15 protein-coding genes and 1 riboswitch are annotated in these 18050 nt (G+C 61.6%); of the genes, 3 read left to right on the forward strand and 12 right to left on the reverse strand.

Going from position 1 to position 18050, the window contains the following annotated elements; genetic code table 11:
• Nucleotides 1-8: 8 nt before the first annotated feature.
• The 8 genes from parC to AACV02_RS26625 form a co-directional block, all read right to left on the reverse strand.
• The gene (gene parC, locus AACV02_RS26590; RefSeq protein ID WP_106577610.1) at nucleotides 9-2273 is read right to left on the reverse strand and encodes a DNA topoisomerase IV subunit A; all 2265 of its coding nucleotides are present in this window, start codon (nucleotides 2271-2273) and stop codon (nucleotides 9-11) included.
• Nucleotides 2274-2283: 10 nt separating this feature from the next.
• Nucleotides 2284-2805: a retropepsin-like aspartic protease family protein gene (locus AACV02_RS26595; RefSeq protein ID WP_119737939.1), complete on the reverse strand. Its 522-nt coding sequence runs from the start codon at nucleotides 2803-2805 to the stop codon at nucleotides 2284-2286.
• On the reverse strand, nucleotides 2802-3797 hold the full coding sequence (locus AACV02_RS26600) for an esterase-like activity of phytase family protein (protein WP_119737941.1): 996 nt from the start codon (nucleotides 3795-3797) through the stop codon (nucleotides 2802-2804). Before AACV02_RS26600 ends, AACV02_RS26595 begins: the two co-directional genes overlap by 4 nt.
• The gene (gene parE, locus AACV02_RS26605; RefSeq protein ID WP_119737943.1) at nucleotides 3797-5701 is read right to left on the reverse strand and encodes a DNA topoisomerase IV subunit B; all 1905 of its coding nucleotides are present in this window, start codon (nucleotides 5699-5701) and stop codon (nucleotides 3797-3799) included. Before parE ends, AACV02_RS26600 begins: the two co-directional genes overlap by 1 nt.
• A 44-nt stretch (nucleotides 5702-5745) precedes the next feature.
• Entirely contained in the window at nucleotides 5746-6354 is a 609-nt protein-coding gene (locus AACV02_RS26610) for a YqiA/YcfP family alpha/beta fold hydrolase (protein WP_119737945.1), read from the reverse strand.
• Nucleotides 6355-6559: 205 nt separating this feature from the next.
• Nucleotides 6560-7375 carry a 3',5'-cyclic-AMP phosphodiesterase gene (cpdA, locus tag AACV02_RS26615; protein ID WP_106577605.1) on the reverse strand — a complete coding sequence of 272 codons (816 nt, stop codon included), beginning with the start codon at nucleotides 7373-7375 and terminating at the stop codon, nucleotides 6560-6562.
• An 85-nt stretch (nucleotides 7376-7460) separates the two neighbouring features.
• A complete protein-coding gene (locus AACV02_RS26620) occupies nucleotides 7461-7910 on the reverse strand; it encodes a DUF1249 domain-containing protein (protein WP_003209507.1) in 450 nt (149 codons plus the stop codon).
• Nucleotides 7901-8518, reverse strand: coding sequence for an NUDIX domain-containing protein (locus AACV02_RS26625; protein WP_119737947.1), 618 nt, complete (start codon nucleotides 8516-8518; stop codon nucleotides 7901-7903). The genes AACV02_RS26620 and AACV02_RS26625 overlap by 10 nt, the downstream gene beginning before the upstream one ends.
• 195 nt (nucleotides 8519-8713) lie before the next feature.
• On the opposite strand from AACV02_RS26625, the gene AACV02_RS26630 reads away from it, so the two are divergent.
• Nucleotides 8714-9460 (forward strand): RsiV family protein, encoded by a 747-nt coding sequence (locus AACV02_RS26630; protein ID WP_119737950.1) that lies wholly within the window; start codon nucleotides 8714-8716, stop codon nucleotides 9458-9460.
• Here the strand turns inward: AACV02_RS26630 and cytX are convergent.
• Both cytX and thiC read right to left on the reverse strand, forming a co-directional pair.
• Nucleotides 9429-10718, reverse strand: a complete 1290-nt coding sequence (gene cytX / locus AACV02_RS26635) for a putative hydroxymethylpyrimidine transporter CytX (protein WP_119737952.1) — start codon at nucleotides 10716-10718, stop codon at nucleotides 9429-9431. The genes AACV02_RS26630 and cytX overlap by 32 nt on opposite strands.
• Nucleotides 10719-11486: 768 nt before the next feature.
• A complete protein-coding gene (gene thiC, locus AACV02_RS26640) occupies nucleotides 11487-13391 on the reverse strand; it encodes a phosphomethylpyrimidine synthase ThiC (protein WP_119737954.1) in 1905 nt (634 codons plus the stop codon).
• Between the two features lie 146 nt (nucleotides 13392-13537).
• A riboswitch (TPP riboswitch) is annotated at nucleotides 13538-13643 on the reverse strand.
• Between the two features lie 197 nt (nucleotides 13644-13840).
• Between thiC and AACV02_RS26645 the strand changes: the two genes are divergently transcribed.
• Nucleotides 13841-15280 (forward strand): TolC family outer membrane protein, encoded by a 1440-nt coding sequence (locus AACV02_RS26645; protein ID WP_106577600.1) that lies wholly within the window; start codon nucleotides 13841-13843, stop codon nucleotides 15278-15280.
• A 110-nt stretch (nucleotides 15281-15390) separates the two neighbouring features.
• Here the strand turns inward: AACV02_RS26645 and waaA are convergent, their stop codons facing one another.
• Together waaA and AACV02_RS26655 are read right to left on the reverse strand one after the other, a co-directional pair.
• A complete protein-coding gene (gene waaA / locus AACV02_RS26650) occupies nucleotides 15391-16668 on the reverse strand; it encodes a lipid IV(A) 3-deoxy-D-manno-octulosonic acid transferase (RefSeq protein ID WP_119737957.1) in 1278 nt (425 codons plus the stop codon).
• Between the two features lie 23 nt (nucleotides 16669-16691).
• A complete protein-coding gene (locus tag AACV02_RS26655) occupies nucleotides 16692-17582 on the reverse strand; it encodes a LysR family transcriptional regulator (RefSeq protein WP_106577598.1) in 891 nt (296 codons plus the stop codon).
• 104 nt (nucleotides 17583-17686) lie between these two features.
• Here AACV02_RS26655 and AACV02_RS26660 point away from each other — a divergent pair, with 104 nt between their 5' ends.
• Nucleotides 17687-18022 (forward strand): DMT family transporter, encoded by a 336-nt coding sequence (locus AACV02_RS26660; protein WP_106577597.1) that lies wholly within the window; start codon nucleotides 17687-17689, stop codon nucleotides 18020-18022.
• Nucleotides 18023-18050 lie beyond the last annotated feature (28 nt).

An 18050-nucleotide genomic window follows, 5' to 3' on the forward strand; every position in this document is an offset into this window, starting at 1 on the left:
AATACGCCTTAAACCGGCGTTTCGACCAACAAAGCATCCACTCGCTGGAAGCCCCGCGGCAGTTTGTTACCGCGCCGCCCACGCTCACCCTTGTAATGTTCCAGGTCGTCAGCACGCAGCGACAGCGTGCGTTTGCCAGCCTGAAGTACCAGGGTTGAGCCTTCCGGGATCACTGCAATGTCGGTCACGTACTCTTCGCGACTGGCCACCCGCTCCCCGGGAATCCCAATAATCTTGTTGCCCTTGCCTTTACCCAGCTGCGGCAGGTCGCTGATCTTGAACACCAGCAGACGCCCTTCGGTGGTCACCGACGCCAGCCAGTTGCTCTCGCGGTCTTCCACTGTGCGCGGCAGGATCACCTTGGCGTTGTTGGGCAAGCTCAACAACGCCTTGCCCGCCTTGTTCTTGGCCTGCAGGTCTTCACCCTTGACCACAAAACCGTAACCCGCGTCGGACGCGATCACATACAGCGAATCATCATCGGGCAGCAGCACGCATTCGAAACTCGCCCCCGGTGGCGGTGTGAGTCGCCCGGTCAGCGGCTCGCCCTGGCCACGCGCTGAAGGCAACGTGTGCGCCGGCACCGAGTAACTGCGCCCGGTGGAATCGATAAACACTGCAAATTGGTTGGAACGCCCGGCAGCCGCGGTCTTGAAGCCATCACCGGCCTTGTACGAGAGGCCGGTAGCGTCAATATCATGCCCTTTGGCGGAGCGAACCCAACCCTTTTCCGACAGAACGACGGTAATTTTCTCGTTAGGCAACAGCTCGGTTTCTGTCAGAGCTTTCGCTTCTGCGCGCTCGACGATTGGCGAGCGACGGTCATCACCATAGGTTTCGGCATCTTTGATCAGTTCGCTGCGCACCAGCTTCTTGAGCTTGGCTTCGCTGCCCAGCAGCGCTTGCAGCTTGGCTTGTTCCTTGAGCAATGCATCCTGCTCGTCGCGCAACTTCATCTCTTCCAGGCGCGCCAACTGACGCAGGCGGGTGTCGAGAATGTAGTCGGCCTGGATCTCGCTCAGCTCGAAGCGCGCGATCAGCTCGGCTTTCGGGTGCTCGGCGGTACGAATGATGTGGATCACTTCGTCCAGGTTGAGATAAGCAATCAGCAAGCCGTCCAACAAGTGCAAGCGACGCTCGACCTTGTCGAGGCGAAATTGCAGGCGGCGGCGCACGGTTTGTATGCGGAACTCCAGCCACTCCACCAGCAAGTTGCGCAGGTTTTTCAGCTGCGGCTTGCCGTCCAGGCCGATGATGTTGACGTTGACCCGGTAGCTCGACTCCAAGTCGGTACTGGCAAACAGGTGCTGCATCAGCACCTCGTGGTCGACCCGGCTGTTGGTCGGGATGATCACGATGCGGCATGGGTTCTCGTGGTCGGACTCATCACGCAGGTCAGCGACTTGCGGCAGTTTCGACGGTTTGGCCTGCATCAGCGCGGCGATCTGCTCCAGCACCTTGGCACCGGACACCTGGTGCGGCAGCGCGGTGACAATAATGTCGCCGTCTTCGATGTGGTACACGGCGCGCATGCGCACCGAGCCCTTGCCGGTTTCGTACATTTTCAGCAGGTCGGCGCGCGGCGTGATGATTTCCGCTTCGGTCGGGTAGTCCGGGCCCTGGATATGCTCGCAGAGCTGCTCGACCGTGGCCTTGGGTTCATCCAGCAAACGTACGCAGGCGGTGGCCACTTCGCGCAGGTTATGCGGCGGCACGTCGGTGGCCATGCCGACCGCGATGCCGGTGGTGCCATTGAGCAGGATATTCGGCAAACGTGCCGGCAACACCAAGGGTTCGTCCAGGGTGCCGTCGAAGTTCGGGCCCCAGTTCGCGGTACCCTGGCCCAACTCGCTGAGCAGCACTTCGGAGTAACGCGACAGGCGTGCCTCGGTGTATCGCATGGCGGCGAATGACTTGGGATCATCCGGCGCACCCCAGTTACCCTGCCCGTCTACCAGCGTGTAGCGGTAGCTGAACGGCTGGGCCATCAGCACCATGGCTTCGTAGCACGCCGAGTCGCCGTGTGGGTGGAACTTGCCGAGCACGTCACCGACGGTACGCGCCGACTTCTTGTGCTTGGAATCAGCGTCCAGCCCCAACTCACTCATGGCGTAGATGATGCGCCGTTGTACCGGTTTCAGGCCGTCGCCGATATGCGGCAAGGCACGGTCCATGATCACGTACATGGAGTAGTTGAGGTAGGCATTTTCGGTGAAGTCAGCCAGCGACCGGCGTTCTACGCCATCTAAGCTGTCTGCGAGGATGTCACTCATGCGGGCCTCATCATTGTTTGGTCTGGCGCAGCAGCAATGTGCCGCTGCGCTGGGTAAATTCAAGTTGTTTCAATGCGCTCATGCCCAGCAGCACCTGTTCCCCGTCCAGGCCCGGCGCCACGATCGCGCGGACGTCCTGCAGGACGATATCGCCCAGCTTCAGGCGGTCAAGGTGGGTGCGGTAGCCCTGAACACGGCCGTTGGCGGTGCTCAAGGTCACCGGCAGGCCACGTTTAAGCCCGAGGCGGTCGGCCAATTCGGCCGGCACCGCCACATCGGTCGCGCCGGTATCGAGCATAAACTCCACCGGCTGACCATTGATCTGGCCACTGGCAACAAAATGCCCTTGGCCGTTGCCCAGCAATTTCACCTCGATGTACCCCTCGTGTTGCTGCGAGGTCACCACCGCATTGGGATTTTCCTGACGTGCTTCCCACTGCCCAAAAAACCGTGTGGCCAAAAACAGCCCGGCGCCCCATGCCACAAACATCAGCACACGTCCGGCGCGCTTGCCAGGCGGCTGCCCGCTCATGGCTGGGCGCTCCAGCCGCCGGCAGGCGCGGCGAAACGATAGACCACAGGGCGTTTTTCACCATCGGCACGCGGGCCAAAATTGTTGTCGATCCCCAGCCAGGCGCCGTCTGCATCCACCACCAGGGCTTCGGCCAGACCGTAGGGCTGGGCATAGCGCCGTTTCGGCATCAGGGTTTCGTCGGCAAACGACCAGCACAGCTCGACTTTGGCGGTGACCGCATCGCGCCGGCAAATCTGGAACGCATTGCGCTCCAGGGTAAACAGCTTGCCGTCAAACAGCGCCAGGTCGGCAAAATCCTTGGACACAGCCTTGGCGTTGGTGAACTGCGCCGGTTGCACTTCCTGGCCAGCCTCGCTCAACAACACACAGGGACCGTCACAGTCCCATACGCTCTGCCCGCGCTTGATCGAGATTAAGCCACGCCGCTCACGCTCGGCCGCCAGCCAAATCTGATTACCGGCAGGATTCACCGCCAGGCCTTCGAACAAAGCGTTGAAGTGCAGCAACATGCCACTGGCGCGGGCTTCACGCACCATGCCAGGGGCGATTTTCAACCATTCAGGGGCGCCCGCCATCGGCACTTGCAGCACCGCAGCGTGGGCTTCGCTGACAATGTAGCGGTTGCCGGCGGCATCGCAGCTAATGCCTTCAAAATCCAGGTCGCCACCGCGGATGAACGACGCCGCCTTGGTGCGCGAGCGCAACCCCCAGGGCAACCCGGACTCGGGCACCGGCGGCACGTCAATTTTCACGGTTTCGGCCTGCCAGGTCGGCGCACTGATGTCGAGTCGGTAAATCTGGTCGTCATCGCGATCGGACACCGTCCACAGCTCCTGGCCACATACCGCCAGGCCCGAGAGGTTACCGCCGCGCATGCCGTCCACCGGATGCTCGGATATCAGCTTTAGCTCAGTCACGGGCTCGGCGACCACTTGGGCCGCCGCCAACCCGCTCAACATCAGGATCGCCAGGGCGAAACCTGTGCGCATCAGCCCAGAACCTCGGCCAGGTTGCCTTTGGACTCCAGCCAGGCCTTGCGATCCGGTGCACGCTTTTTCGCCAGCAACATGTCCATCATTTCCGAGGTGCCGGCGAAGTCTTCCAGGGTCAACTGCACCAGGCGCCGCGTGTTCGGGTCCATGGTGGTTTCGCGCAGCTGCGGTGGGTTCATCTCACCCAGGCCTTTGAATCGCGTGACCTGTGGCTTGCCGCGTTTCTTCTCGGCGACCAGGCGGTCGAGGATGCCATCGCGCTCGGCTTCGTCGAGCGCGTAGAAAATCTCTTTGCCCAAATCGATACGGTACAGCGGCGGCATGGCAACGTAGACGTGACCGGCATCCACCAATGGGCGGAAGTGCTGGACGAACAGCGCGCACAGCAGCGTGGCGATGTGCAAACCGTCGGAGTCGGCGTCGGCGAGGATACAGATCTTGCCGTAGCGCAGCTGGCTCATGTCTGCCGCGCCCGGGTCGACGCCGATGGCCACGGCGATGTTGTGCACCTCTTGGCTGGCGAGGACTTCGCTGCCATCGACTTCCCAGGTGTTGAGGATCTTGCCGCGCAACGGCAGGATCGCCTGGAACTCCTTGTCTCGCGCTTGCTTGGCAGAACCGCCGGCGGAGTCACCTTCGACCAGAAACAGCTCGGAACGCATCGGGTCTTGCCCGGCGCAATCGGCCAGTTTGCCCGGCAGTGCCGGCCCTTGGGTAATGCGCTTGCGCTCGACCTTTTTGCTGGCCTTCAAACGGCGGCCGGCGTTATTGATCGCCAACTCCGCCAGGGCCAGGCCCAGCTCCGGGTGCTCGTTGAGCCACAGGCTGAACGCATCTTTGACCACGCCGGAGACAAACGCCGCCGCTTCACGCGACGACAGGCGTTCCTTGGTCTGACCGGAGAATTGCGGCTCCTGCATCTTCATCGACAGCACGAACGCGATGCGCTCCCACACGTCTTCCGGCGCCAGCTTCACGCCACGTGGCAACAGGCTGCGGTATTCGCAAAATTCGCGCATGGCGTCCAGCAAACCCTGGCGCAAACCGTTGACGTGGGTGCCGCCCTGGGCGGTGGGGATCAGGTTGACGTAGCTTTCCTGCACGCTGTCGCCGCCTTCAGGCAACCACAGCAGCGCCCAGTCAACGGCTTCTTTATTACCGGCCAGGCTGCCGCAGAACGGCTCGTTGGGCAGGCGGTCGAAGTCGCTGACAGAGTCTTCGAGGTAGGAACGCAGGCCGTCTTCGTAATGCCACTCGACCTTCTCGCCGGTGCCTTTGTCTTCAAAGCTGACCAGCAAACCCGGGCACAGAACGGCCTTGGCCTTGAGCACATGCTTGAGGCGGCTGATGGAGAATTTGGGTGAATCGAAGTATTTCGGGTCCGGCGCGAAGTACACGCTGGTGCCGGTGTTGCGCTTGCCAACGCTGCCGATCACTTCCAGGTCGGTGGCTTTGTAGCCATCGGCGAAGGTCATCTGGTACTCGTTACCGTCGCGCTTGACCTTGACCCTGACCTGCGTGGACAGGGCGTTGACCACGGAAATACCCACACCGTGCAAGCCACCGGAAAACTGGTAGTTCTTGTTGGAGAACTTGCCGCCGGCGTGCAGCTTGGTGAGGATCAGCTCGACGCCCGACACCCCCTCTTCGGGGTGGATGTCCACCGGCATGCCGCGACCATCGTCGGACACTTCCAGGGAATGGTCGGCGTGCAAGATGACTTGTACCGACTTGGCATGCCCGGCCAAGGCTTCGTCGACGCTGTTGTCGATGACTTCCTGGGCAAGGTGGTTCGGCCGGCTGGTGTCGGTGTACATGCCTGGGCGTTTACGCACCGGGTCGAGGCCCGAGAGGACTTCGATGGCGTCGGCGTTATAAGAGCTAGCGCTGGGAGTGGCCATGGGGTCTCGTCGTGAGTCGTTCGATTAAAAAGTAACCTGCGGCTTTACAGGGCTGCAAAGTCGAAGGATTGATACTGATCTGCACCAATGCCGGCAAAGCTCAACATCGCCGGCAGTTGCTGGGCGAACCCTTGGTAGCCATGGTCGCCACCGGCCTGGATGCGCAAGGCACAGGCCCGGTAATACTGTTGGGCGAGGCGATAATCCAGGGTTTCATCCCCGGTCTGCAACCACACCTGATAACGCGCGGCGTCCTGCGGGGCTGGCACTTCCAGTTCGGCCAGGGCCGAGACGTGGTCGTGGGTCAGCTCCCAGGTTTCATCGGTGTAGAGGTTTTTCTGGGTCCCCAGGTAACCGTCAAACATCCGATGCGGGCTGACCGCCGGGTTGACCAGCAGCGCCGTGAGGCCATGGCGTTCGGCAAGATGGGTTGCATAGTAGCCGCCGAGTGAGCTGCCGACCAGCAGCGGCCGACCCAGCTGCGCAATCGCTTCTTCCAATTGAACAATTGCCTGGCGCGGGTGGTGATGCAGGGCCGGCACGCGCAATTGGTCGGCCAGGCCGAGGCTGTCCATCACGGTCATCAACTGACTGGCCTTGTTGGAGGCCGGCGCACTGTTGAAACCGTGGATATACAAGATCGAAGCAGACATGCCGGGCTCTCCGTGCGTCAGCCAAAGAGGCGCAGTTTACAGGGATCGGGGTGGTGTGTGAGGCCCTCTATCCAAAGGACACAGAAGATCCACTGTGGGAGCTGGCTTGCCTGCGATGACGGTGTATCAGTCACACATTTATCAACCGGTATACCGCTATCGCAGGCAAGCCAGCTCCCACATTTTTGATCAGTGTTTGCAGCGGTTAGTAGCCGTTGCTGCCGTAATCGATGGTAAACGCGAAACCTTCGACCCGCTCTACGCCGGTCTCCAACCGCCCGTCGGCGTGCAGGCGCAGCCAGCGGTAACCCGGCGCTTGCTCGCTGACCTTGAAGTCTTCGCTGCCCGGCGCGAACTGAATGCAGGTAGACGGCGACGCCAGCAAGCGCACGCCGTTGCGATCGCGGTCGATTTCCTGGTGCACATGGCCCCAGAGCAGCGCCTTGACCTGCGGAAAGCGGTCGAGCACCGCAAACAAAGCCTCCGGGTTGCGCAGGCCGATGGGCTCCATCCACGCACAGCCAATGGGCACCGGATGATGGTGAAAACACACCAGATGATGACGGGAAGGCGCCTCGCTCAAGGCCTGGGCAAGCAATTGCAGTTGCTGATCTTGCAAGTAACCGGGCACTGAGCCTGGAACAGCCGAATCCAGCAAGGTGACGCGCCAGTTGCCGATGTCGACGACCGGCTCCAGCAAATCACTGTGTTCGGCGGCGTGGGCCATGATCTGCGGCTCGTCGTGATTGCCGGGAATCCAGCGCGCCGGAGCGTCGATCTGTCGGGTCAGGTCGCGAAACTGTTGATAGGACTCAAGCGTGCCGTCCTGGGACAGGTCGCCGGTGGCCAGCAGCAAATCGATCTGCGGCTGTTGCGAGCGCACCAACCCGATCACTCGCTGCAGGCTTTCGCGGGTGTTCATGCCTAGCAGCGCGCCGTCGGCCTCGGCATACAGGTGGCTGTCGGACAGCTGCACCAGCAGCGCTGGCGCATCAGGGTTCACGGTGGATACGCTCGGCAAGGCGCTCTCCCAAGGCAATCACAGAAAAGGACATGTGGGCGATTATGCTAGGGCAGGACGCAAAGAGGAAAGACGCAGTTCACATCTACCGCACGACTTCAAACTCATGGCCCAGGGCCAGGCAGTGGCTCAGCCATTCACCGAGGAACACATTGAGCTGTGCTTTCTCATCGGGTTGGTGCATGAACACGTTCGGGTAAGGATAGATGCTGCGAAAGCGTCGCGCATGTTCGGCGCTGATCACTTCGGCCATGCGCGCATCGTGGTAGACCTGCACCTCCAGTTGCGGCACCGGCAGCCACGGCAGGCTGTGCTCCTGGCGCACGCGCAGGGTGGTGGTGTACGGGCAGTTGACGATGACTTCAAGGGTCAGCACGCCAAGCATCTGGTCGCCGTGGGTCACGGCAATACGCCGCGCCTCGGGGGTGTGGCGCATGTCGGGCAGCAAGCGCATCAGCCGCGCATAGTTAGCCTCGCAGGCGGCTTGCAACCCGATCAGGTCAACGCGATATCGTTCCCGTGCCTTTACTGCCATAACCCCCTCACTTCCGCGCGATTAAGCGCAAGCCATTGCAGGGCGATAATGCTGGCTGCGTTGGAAATTTTGCCGTCACGCACCGCTTGCAAGGCATCTTCAAAGGCCCAGGTGGTGACGCGGATATCTTCTGCCTCTTCTTCCAGTCCATGGACGCCACCGGCCCCGGTGCTGTCGCAACGGCCCAGGTACAGGTGGACAAATTCGGTACTGCCACCGGGCGATGGGAAATATTGGGTGATTGGCCACAGCGCAGAGAATGTCAGCCCAGCTTCCTCCTCGGCTTCGCGGTGTGCAACCTCCTCCGGCGCTTCATCCTTGTCGATCAGGCCGGCAACCATTTCTATCAGCCACGGGTTGTCGGTACGGCCCATGGCGCCCACGCGGAACTGCTCGATCAGCACCACTTCATCGCGCTGCGGGTCATATGGCAACACGCACACCGCGTCGTGCCGAACAAAGACTTCACGGTTGATCACCCGGCTCATGCCGCCGTCGAATTTCTCGTGGCGCAGCTGCACGCGATCAAGCTTGTAGAAGCCCTTGTAGGCATTGTCGCGCTGAACAATTTCGATTTTGTTCGGCGTCGATTTGGCAATGTCCGTCATATTCTTCCTCGTTTACGCGGGTGCAATTCGCGCCATCCTAACGCGCCCTTGCCACTTGATGCAGCCCCTTTCCAGTTGCCGGGATAGACGGCGGAGGTCAAACTCACTCTAATCAGCTTAGTGGCGAACTGACGGCTCTGTTCGCAGTCGAAGCGCTACTCTTTTTCGCTTTCCATCGATTTCCGAAGGACGCACATGTCGCTTTTAAAAATCGCCTCCGTGGCTTGTATTGCCTTGACCCTGGGTGCCTGCCAGAGCCTGTTCCAGCCCAGCTACCTGAAGCCGCTGGACACTAAATCGGACGCCTCCGAACAGATCAAACCCGGCTGCGGCAGCCCTGACTGCCCGCTGGTGAACATTGACACCGTGCACTTCCCCAGCGAGCCGCAGCTCGACACGATTGTGGAGCAACGCCTGCTGCAAATGACCCGCACCACGCCCGGCGCCAGCGTGCCGCCGACGCTGAATGCCTACCGGGACAAGTTCCTGCGCGAATCGCCGGACCGCAACAGCATGTACTTGCAGGCCAAGGTACGTGACCAGCATGACGGACTGGTGATCATTGAAGTTTCGAGCTACCTGGACACCGGAGCCGCCCACGGTGAACCCGGCCGCGGCTTCATCAACTACTCACGCCTGCAGCACAGAGAGCTGAGCCTGACCGACATGCTGCTGCCGGGCCAGGAACAGGCGTTCTGGAACACCGCGAAAGTCGCCCACAACAGCTGGCTGATCAATTCGCAGATGGACCGCGACCCGGCGTTCGTCAAGAACTGGCCGTTCCAGAAAACCCCGAACGTGGCCTTGACCAGCGACGGTGTGGTGCTCAAGTACAACGTGGCCACCATCGGCCCTTACGCATTGGGGCTGATCGAAATGACCATCCCCTATGCGCGTCTGACGGGCGTGCTCAAGCCTGAACTGATGCCCGCGCGCCGCTGAAGACCCGGCCCAATATCAACTGCAACAGCCCTGCCAGCACCAGTGCCGGCAGGGTCGCGCCGATATCCGGATACAGGTTGGCCAGCACGTGATACGTGGCAATGCCACCCAGCCAGGCCACCAGCGCCGCCCAGTGCAGGTTGCCAACTGAACCCTGGCCACGGCGGCGCAGGATAAAGTGATCCACCAGCACCACGCCGAACAGCGGCGCGAACACCGAGCCGATCAGCAACAGGAAGTTCTGGTATTGCGCCAACGGCGCGAAGCAGGCGATCAGCGTGCAGATAACGCCGATGGCCAACGCCAGGTGTTCGACCTTCCAACGCAGCAAAATCCCGCTGGAGACTGCTGCCGAGTGGATATCGGCGAAGGCGTTTTCCGACTCGTCCAACAGGATCAGCAACAGCGGAATGCCCAGACCTGCACCGGCCAGCGCCAGCAACAGCGCATTCACCTCACCACTGGGTGCAAACGCCAGGGTATAGGCCACGCCCAGGCTCATCAGCCAGAAATTGCCGATAAAAAAGCCCAGCGCCGTCCCGCCGAATACATTTTTTGCGCGTTTGCCGAAGCGCGAGTAATCGGCAATCAACGGCAGCCACGACAGCGGCATGGCGATGGCGATATCAAAACCCACCGCGAACGGCATCGAGCCGTCACCGGGTGTTGCCCACAACGCGGCGAGGTCGGCCTTGGCGAACAGGTTCCAAGTCAGCCACAGGCAGGCGGCCAGCAGCAGCCAGATGCCCCACTTGCGCAGGATCTGGCGCACAAAAGTCAGCGGGCCACTGACGGCCAGTAACGTCGCCAAACCACCGAAAAACAGCGTCCACAGCAAAGGACTCGCCAGCAGGCTACCCTCGCTGAATGCTCGCGTGCCCAGCAAACTGGCGGCATCGCGCATCACGATGATTTCGAATGAACCCCAGCCGACCAGCTGCAGCAGGTTCAGCAATGCCGGCAGGCTGGCGCCCTTGGCGCCGAGGCTGAGTTTGAGCGCGGCCATGGCGGACAGGCCAGTGTCGCTGCCAATCACGCCGACGGCGGCCAGCAACAGCACGCCCACCAGCGTGCCGAGAAAAATCGCCAACAGCGAACCGGAAAAGCCCAGGCCCGGAGCGAGCAACGCGCCGGTTTGCAGGACCATCAGGCCGATGCCGAGGGAAAACCACAGGGAAAACAGGTCGCGGGCGCCGAAGACGCGTTTGTCGCTCGGCACCGCTATATCAGGGGAGTAGGTACTCGGTTGAATGCTCAAGGGTGTTATCTCTGAGGGACATGTGTTGTTTGAGAGATTGCATTCGCGGGCAAGCCCGCTCCCACATTCGACCGCATTCCAAAGGTGGAACCCGATCAAATGTGGGAGCCGGGCTTGCCCGCGATGACGGCAGTGCAGGCACCACCGTCTCTGGATCAGACCTTTTTGTACAACTGACTACCTCCCACATTCGACCGCATTCCAAAGGTGGAACCCGATCAAATGTGGGAGCCGGGCTTGCCCGCGAAGAGGCCCTTACAGGCGCCCGCAACCCCGGATCAGACCTTTCTTGTACAGCTGACTGCCTCCCACATCCGACCGCATTCCAAAGGCAGAACCCGATCAAATGTGGGAGCCGGGCTTGCCCGCGAAGAGGCCCATACAGGCGCCCGCAACCCCGGATCAGACCTTTTTTGTACAGCTGACCGCCTCCCACATCCGACCGCACTCCAAAGGTGGAACCCGATCAATGTGGGAGCGGGCTTGCCCGCGAAGAGGCCCTTACAGGCGCCCGCAATCCCGGATCAAACCTTGTTGTACAGCTGACTACCTCCCACATTCGACTGCATTCCAAAGGTGAAACCCGATCAATGTGGGAGCGGGCTTGCCCGCGAAGAGGCCCTTACAGGCGCCCGCAACCCCGGATCAGACCTTTTTGTACAACTGACTACCTCCCACATTCGACCGCATTCCAAAGGTGGAGCCCGATCAAATGTGGGAGCCGGGCTTGCCCGCGATGACGGCAGTGCAGGCACCACCGTCTCTGGATCAGACCTTTTTGTACAGCTGACTGCCTTCCTGCTTGAACCGCTCTGCCTGCTCGGCCAAGCCCTTGGCCACGTCCACATCCACCGCTTCAATGCGCTGGTTGGCGGCGTACTCACGCACTTCCTGGGTGATCTTCATCGAGCAGAATTTCGGCCCGCACATCGAGCAGAAGTGCGCGACCTTGGCCGAGTCTTTCGGCAAGGTTTCGTCGTGATACGAGCGCGCGGTGTCCGGGTCCAGGCCGAGGTTGAACTGGTCTTCCCAGCGGAACTCGAACCGCGCCTTGCTCAAGGCGTTATCGCGGATCTGCGCCCCCGGATGGCCCTTGGCCAAATCCGCAGCATGCGCCGCGATCTTGTAAGTGATGATCCCGGTCTTCACGTCATCCTTGTTCGGCAGCCCCAAGTGTTCCTTGGGCGTGACATAGCAAAGCATCGCGCAACCGAACCAGCCGATCATCGCCGCGCCGATGCCCGAGGTGATGTGGTCGTAGCCTGGTGCAATGTCTGTAGTCAGCGGGCCGAGGGTGTAGAACGGCGCCTCGTCGCAGCACTCGAGCTGCTTGTCCATGTTCTCTTTGATCAGTTGCATCGGCACGTGGCCGGGGCCTTCGATCATGGTTTGCACGTCGTGCTTCCAGGCGATCTTGGTCAGTTCGCCCAATGTCTCCAGCTCACCGAATTGCGCAGCGTCGTTGGCGTCGGCAATCGAGCCAGGACGCAGGCCGTCGCCAAGGGAGAAGCTGACGTCATAGGCCTTCATGATTTCGCAGATTTCGTCGAAATGCGTGTAGGTGAAGTTCTCTTTGTGGTGCGCCAGGCACCACTTGGCCATGATCGAACCGCCACGCGAGACGATGCCGGTGACGCGCTTGGCCGTCAGCGGTACGTAGCGCAGCAGCACGCCGGCGTGGATGGTGAAGTAGTCGACGCCCTGCTCGGCCTGTTCGATCAGGGTGTCGCGGAACAGCTCCCAGGTCAGGTCTTCAGCGGCGCCGCCGACTTTTTCCAGGGCCTGGTAGATCGGCACGGTACCGATCGGCACCGGCGAGTTGCGGATGATCCATTCGCGGGTTTCGTGGATGTGTTTGCCGGTCGACAAGTCCATGACGGTGTCCGAACCCCAGCGAATGCCCCAGGTCAGTTTCGCCACTTCTTCTTCGATGGACGAACCCAAGGCGCTGTTGCCGATATTGCCGTTGACCTTCACCAGGAAGTTACGGCCGATGATCATCGGTTCCAGTTCGGTGTGGTTGATGTTGGCCGGGATGATCGCGCGGCCACGGGCGATTTCTTCGCGCACAAATTCGGGGGTGATGATTTTCGGCACGCTGGCGCCGAAGCTGTGGCCGGCGTGTTGCTGATCGAGCAGGCCGCTGGCGCGGGCTTCTTCAAGCTTCATGTTTTCGCGGATGGCGACGTATTCCATCTCGGCGGTGATGATGCCTTTGCGCGCGTAGTGCATCTGCGTGACGTTGGCGCCGGCCTTGGCGCGGCGCGGGTTCTTCACGTGGGCAAAACGCAACGCGGTGAGTTCGGCGTCGCTCAGGCGCTGTTGGCCGAAGTGCGAGCTCAAGCCCGACAGGCGCTCGGTGTCGCCACGCGACTCGATCCACGGCGAGCGCACATCGCCCAGGCCTTTGCGCACGTCGATGATCACATTCGGGTCGGTGTACGGGCCGGAGGTGTCGTAGACCACCACGGGCGCGTTGATTTCGCCGCCGAAGTCGGTGGGGGTCACGTCCAGGCTGACCTCGCGCATCGGCACACGAATGTCCGGACGAGTGCCTTGCACGTAGATTTTTTGTGAGCGGGTAAACGGCTGCACGGAGCCGGAGTCGACCTTGGCCGATTCACTCAAGTGCACGGTGTTTTTCAGTTTTGTACTTTTTATATCTGTGCTCATCACGGGCTCTCCAACTATCCAGGCGGTGGATTTTTGTCGGAGCGAACCTGTGACGGATGGACGCACTGAAACCAGTGCTGTGCAAGGCACGAGGGCTGTTCGATTGTCGAACAACATCCCGGACGAAGCACAAGAGGACTCGCCGGGTGACGAGAAATCTTGTTCCCTACGCAGGCGCTAACCTGATCAGGTTCAACGGGATCCGGTATTTACCGATCTCAGCCTTCCAACAAGGCACCCCGACAAGAACGCGGCCAGTCTAGACCAAGGCGTGGGCAAATTGCCAATGGCGGTGCATTCAGCGTGATGAATGGCGTGATTGCGGGATTGTTGCGCCGGGTCAGCAACACTACACTCGGTTGCCGCCACAATGGCTTGACGCCAGAAATGGCCAGCCTTAGCCTTGGGCGCTAAATTATCGCCGTAATATTCACACTAGGGATCGCCTCATGCTGCGCAAACTCTCACTGGCTCTTGCCGTGTCTTGTGCGACCAATGGAATGGTCTGGGCAGCTGAAGCGCCCTTGTCCGCCAAAACCGATTTGGTCAGCGTCTACCAGGAAGCGGTGAACAACAACGCCGACCTGGCCGCCGCCCGCGCCCAATACGGCGCGCAGAAAGAAGTGGTGCCCCAGGCCCGTGCCGGCTTGCTGCCGAACCTGTCGGCCGGTGCCGACAGCAATAACGTGCGCACCCAGATCGACCAGCCGGCGGCCACCGCCAACCGTGATGCGCACTCCTGGCGCGCAACCTTGAGTCAGCCGCTGTTCCGTGCCGACCGCTGGTTCCAGCTGCAAGCCGCCGAAGCCGTCAACGAGCAGGCCTCGCTGCAGCTCTCGGCCACCGAACAGAACCTGATCCTGCAAAGCGCCGAGAACTACTTCGCCGTGCTGCGCGCCCAGGACAACCTGGCGTCGACCAAGGCTGAAGAAAATGCCTTCAAGCGCCAGCTCGATCAGTCCAACGAACGCTTTGACGTGGGCCTGTCGGACAAGACCGACGTGCTGCAATCCCAGGCCAGCTACGACACCGCCCGCGCCAACCGCATCGTCGCCCAACGCCAGGTAGACGACGCCTTCGAAGCGCTGATCACCCTGACCAACCGTGAGTACAACGCGATCCAGGGCATCGTGCACACGCTGCCGGTGTTGCCACCGGCGCCGAATGACGCCAAGGCCTGGGTCGAAACCGCCGGCCGCCAAAACCTCAACCTGCTGGCCAGCAACTACGCGGTCACGGCCGCCGAAGAAACCCTGCGCCAGCGCAAGGCCGGCCACTTGCCGACCCTCGATGCCGTGGCGCAATACGAAAAGGGTGACAACGACGCGCTGGGTTTCAGCAACCCGAATCAACTGCCCATCCCTTACGGCGGTGATGTGTCGCAACGCACCATCGGCCTGCGCCTGAACATCCCGATCTACAGCGGCGGCCTCACCAGCTCGCAAGTGCGCGAATCCTATTCACGCCTTGACCAAAGCGAGCAACAACGCGAAGGCCTGCGCCGCCAAGTGGTGGAAAACACCCGCAACCTGCACCGCGCGGTGAACACCGACGTGGAACAGGTGCAGGCACGCCGCCAGTCGATCATCTCCAACCAGAGCGCGGTGGAAGCCACGGAAATCGGGTATCAGGTGGGTACGCGCAACATCGTCGACGTGCTGGATGCACAGCGCCAGCTCTACTCGTCGGTGCGCAACTACAACAACAGCCGCTACGACTACATCCTCGACAACCTGCGCTTGAAGCAGGCGGCGGGCACGCTGAGCCCCGGCGATTTGCAGGACCTGACGCGCTACCTCAAGGCTGACTACAACCCGGACAAGGACTTCCTGCCACCGGACCTGGCCAAGGCCGCTGCCGAACAGCTCAAGGCTCGCCCCGGTTACTGAGCACAGCACAAAACCACTGTGGGCGCTGGCTTGCCTGCGATAGCATCACCTCGGTCTACCTGATGGACCGAGGCGTTTGCATCGCAGGCGAGCCAGCTCCCACCTTTGGATCAGCGTTGAATCAGTCTGTCCAACCCATCCAGCAGGCGCTTCAGTGCGCCCTGGTTGGCCTGCATCACTGCCAGCCCCGCCTGCGCCATCTTGCGCGCATCCTGCGGCAGCTCGAACAGCTGCCGCACCGCCTCGGCCAAGCCCTGGGCGTCATCCACCTCCCGCAACGCCCCGGCCTCGCGCATCATTGCGCTGATTTCGAGGAAGTTGAACAGGTGCGGTCCCATGATTACAGGCTTGGCCAGCGCTGCCGGCTCCAGCGGGTTATGCCCGCCCGTCGGCACCAGGCTGCCGCCGACAAACGCGCTGTCGGCCAGGGCGTAGAGAAACAGCAACTCGCCCATGGTGTCGCCGAGCAGTACCGACGTTTGCGCCGTCACAGGCTCGCCACTGGAGCGGCGCACCGTGGTGAATCCTTGCTGCCCGCACAGCTCGAACATCGGGCCGAAGCGCTCCTGATGACGCGGCACCAGAATCAACAATGCATTGGGATAACTTTCGAGCAGCTGGCGATGCGCAGCCAGGACCACGTCGTCTTCGCCTTCATGGGTGCTGGCGGCGATCCACACCGGGCGTTCGCTGGCGCCCCATTGCTCGCGCAAGGCGGCAGCGCGCGCCGGCAGCTCGGGGTCAATGGTCAGGTCGAACTTGATCGAACCGGTCACCTCTACGGTTTCCGGGCGCGCGCCCAGGCTCAGGAAGCGCTGGGATTCAGTGCGCGTCTGCACGGCGAACAGGCTCATTTGCGCCAGCATCGGTGCGGTGAGCTTGGCGAATCGTGCGTAGCCCTTGGCCGAACGCGCCGACAACCGCGCATTGGCCAGCGCCACTGGAATACCGCGTTGGGCGCAGGCGTGAATATGGTTGGGCCACAACTCGGTTTCCATGATCACGGCGAGCTTAGGCTGCACGCGATCTAGAAAACGCTTGGCCGCGCACGGCAAGTCATACGGCAAGTAGCAATGCTGTACGCGCGGTTCATTGGCGAACAGCGCCTGGATGCGCTCGGAACCGGTGGGCGTCATGCAGGTGACGGTGATCGGCAGCGTCGGATGCCGCGCCATCAGCCCGCGAATCATCGGCGCGGCGGCGATGCTTTCACCTACCGATACCGCATGCACCCAGATCCCGCCCGGCTGCATCACCGGCAGGCCATAGGAGAACCGCTCGCCGACGCGCTTGGCGTAGGCCGGCGCCTTGCGCGCGCGCAGCCACAAACGTAAAGCCACCAACGGCAGCGCCAGGTAAAACAGACAGCTGTAGAGAGTTCTATTCATGGCGGCGGAGTTTATCGGCTTTTTCAGTCTATCGCCTGCAAGCACTCGGCAAATCGTGCGGCCAGGAAGCGCGCTGCGGGACCGAGGTGCTCGTCACGGCGCCAAACCAGTTCCACCACCAGCGCGGGCGGTGTCCATTCGCTGTCCAGCTCAACCATTTGTTGTTGATAAGTCGGGTACTGCACGATGTGCCGCGGCAGCCAGGCCCAGCCCAGGCCACTCATCAGCCATTCGGCCAACACGTAGAAACTGTCGGCGCGCCACACCAGAGGGCTGGCGGCTTCGCTGCCGGGGTAGACGCTGGTCTGGGTCGACATCAACAGTTGGCGAAACTGCGCCAGATGCTGGCAGGTCACGTACGGTTGCTTGGCCAGCGGATGATTCACACCGCACACGGTGACCATTTCCACACTGCCCACCACCCGCCGCTCAAGCGCCTCAGGGATTTGGTCGTGGTAAAACAACAGGCCCAGGTCGGCCTTGCGCTCCACCAACTTGCGCGCCACATCGCCTTGAGCGGCGCTGGAAAGCTGCACCTCCAGCTGCGGGTATTGCCCGGCCAGCGCCTCAAGGCTGTCGAGTACCGGCTGAAACAGCATGGCCTCGTCCTGGGCCAGGCGCAGGCAGGCTTCCTCGCCACGCGTCAGTGACAGCGCGCGGCCATTGAGCCGTTCACACTGGCGCAATACCTCACGGGCTTCCTCCAGCAACACACTGCCGGCTTCGGTCAGGCGCGGCTGGCGGCCACTGCTACGCTCAAACAGGCTCAGCCCCAGGTCCGCTTCCAGCAGGGCGATACCGTTGCTCACCGCCGATTGCGCCTTGCGCTGGTCGCGGGCCACTGCCGAAAACGAACGCTGTTCGGCAACGCTGACAAACAGGCGCATCTGGTCCAGGTTCCACTGCACGCTCATGGCTCAACCCATCTTGAATTCGGATAGGTAATGACTTTATCCCATCTGCCGAAGCGTTAGAATGCTGACCTTATTCAAGTACGTCACACACCGAGGATTACCCCATGAATGCCGCCTACCTCTACCTGGCCATCGCCATTTGCTCGGAAGTGATCGCAACCGTGTCCATGAAAGCCGTCAAGGGCTGGAGCACACCGCTTCCACTGGCGCTGGTCATCGTCGGCTACGGCATTGCGTTCTGGATGTTGACCCTGGTGGTGCGCACCGTGCCGGTGGGCGTGGCGTATGCGGTGTGGGCCGGCATGGGCATTGTGATGGTCAGTGTCGCCGCGCTGTTCATCTATGGGCAAAAGCTCGACCTGCCGGCGATGCTGGGCATGGGCCTGATTGTGCTGGGCGTGGTGGTGATTCAGCTGTTCTCGAAAACCGCCGGGCACTGACCGCCACTCAACAGCCTGTATACTGCGC

Source organism: Pseudomonas sp. Larv2_ips, assembly GCF_963879675.1.
Classification (GTDB): Bacteria; Pseudomonadota; Gammaproteobacteria; order Pseudomonadales; family Pseudomonadaceae; genus Aquipseudomonas.

Bases quoted from the DNA above. Each gene is read 5' to 3' on its own strand.
- parC (WP_106577610.1), bottom strand. From the start codon at position 2,273: ATGAGTGACATCCTCGCAGACAGCTTAGATGGCGTAGAACGCCGGTCG.
- AACV02_RS26595 (WP_119737939.1), bottom strand. From the start codon at position 2,805: ATGAGCGGGCAGCCGCCTGGCAAGCGCGCCGGACGTGTGCTGATGTTT.
- AACV02_RS26600 (WP_119737941.1), bottom strand. From the start codon at position 3,797: ATGCGCACAGGTTTCGCCCTGGCGATCCTGATGTTGAGCGGGTTGGCG.
- parE (WP_119737943.1), bottom strand. From the start codon at position 5,701: ATGGCCACTCCCAGCGCTAGCTCTTATAACGCCGACGCCATCGAAGTC.
- AACV02_RS26610 (WP_119737945.1), bottom strand. From the start codon at position 6,354: ATGTCTGCTTCGATCTTGTATATCCACGGTTTCAACAGTGCGCCGGCC.
- AACV02_RS26620 (WP_003209507.1), bottom strand. From the start codon at position 7,910: ATGGCAGTAAAGGCACGGGAACGATATCGCGTTGACCTGATCGGGTTG.
- AACV02_RS26625 (WP_119737947.1), bottom strand. From the start codon at position 8,518: ATGACGGACATTGCCAAATCGACGCCGAACAAAATCGAAATTGTTCAG.
- AACV02_RS26630 (WP_119737950.1), top strand. From the start codon at position 8,714: ATGTCGCTTTTAAAAATCGCCTCCGTGGCTTGTATTGCCTTGACCCTG.
- thiC (WP_119737954.1), bottom strand. From the start codon at position 13,391: ATGAGCACAGATATAAAAAGTACAAAACTGAAAAACACCGTGCACTTG.
- AACV02_RS26645 (WP_106577600.1), top strand. From the start codon at position 13,841: ATGCTGCGCAAACTCTCACTGGCTCTTGCCGTGTCTTGTGCGACCAAT.
- waaA (WP_119737957.1), bottom strand. From the start codon at position 16,668: ATGAATAGAACTCTCTACAGCTGTCTGTTTTACCTGGCGCTGCCGTTG.
- AACV02_RS26655 (WP_106577598.1), bottom strand. From the start codon at position 17,582: ATGAGCGTGCAGTGGAACCTGGACCAGATGCGCCTGTTTGTCAGCGTT.
- AACV02_RS26660 (WP_106577597.1), top strand. From the start codon at position 17,687: ATGAATGCCGCCTACCTCTACCTGGCCATCGCCATTTGCTCGGAAGTG.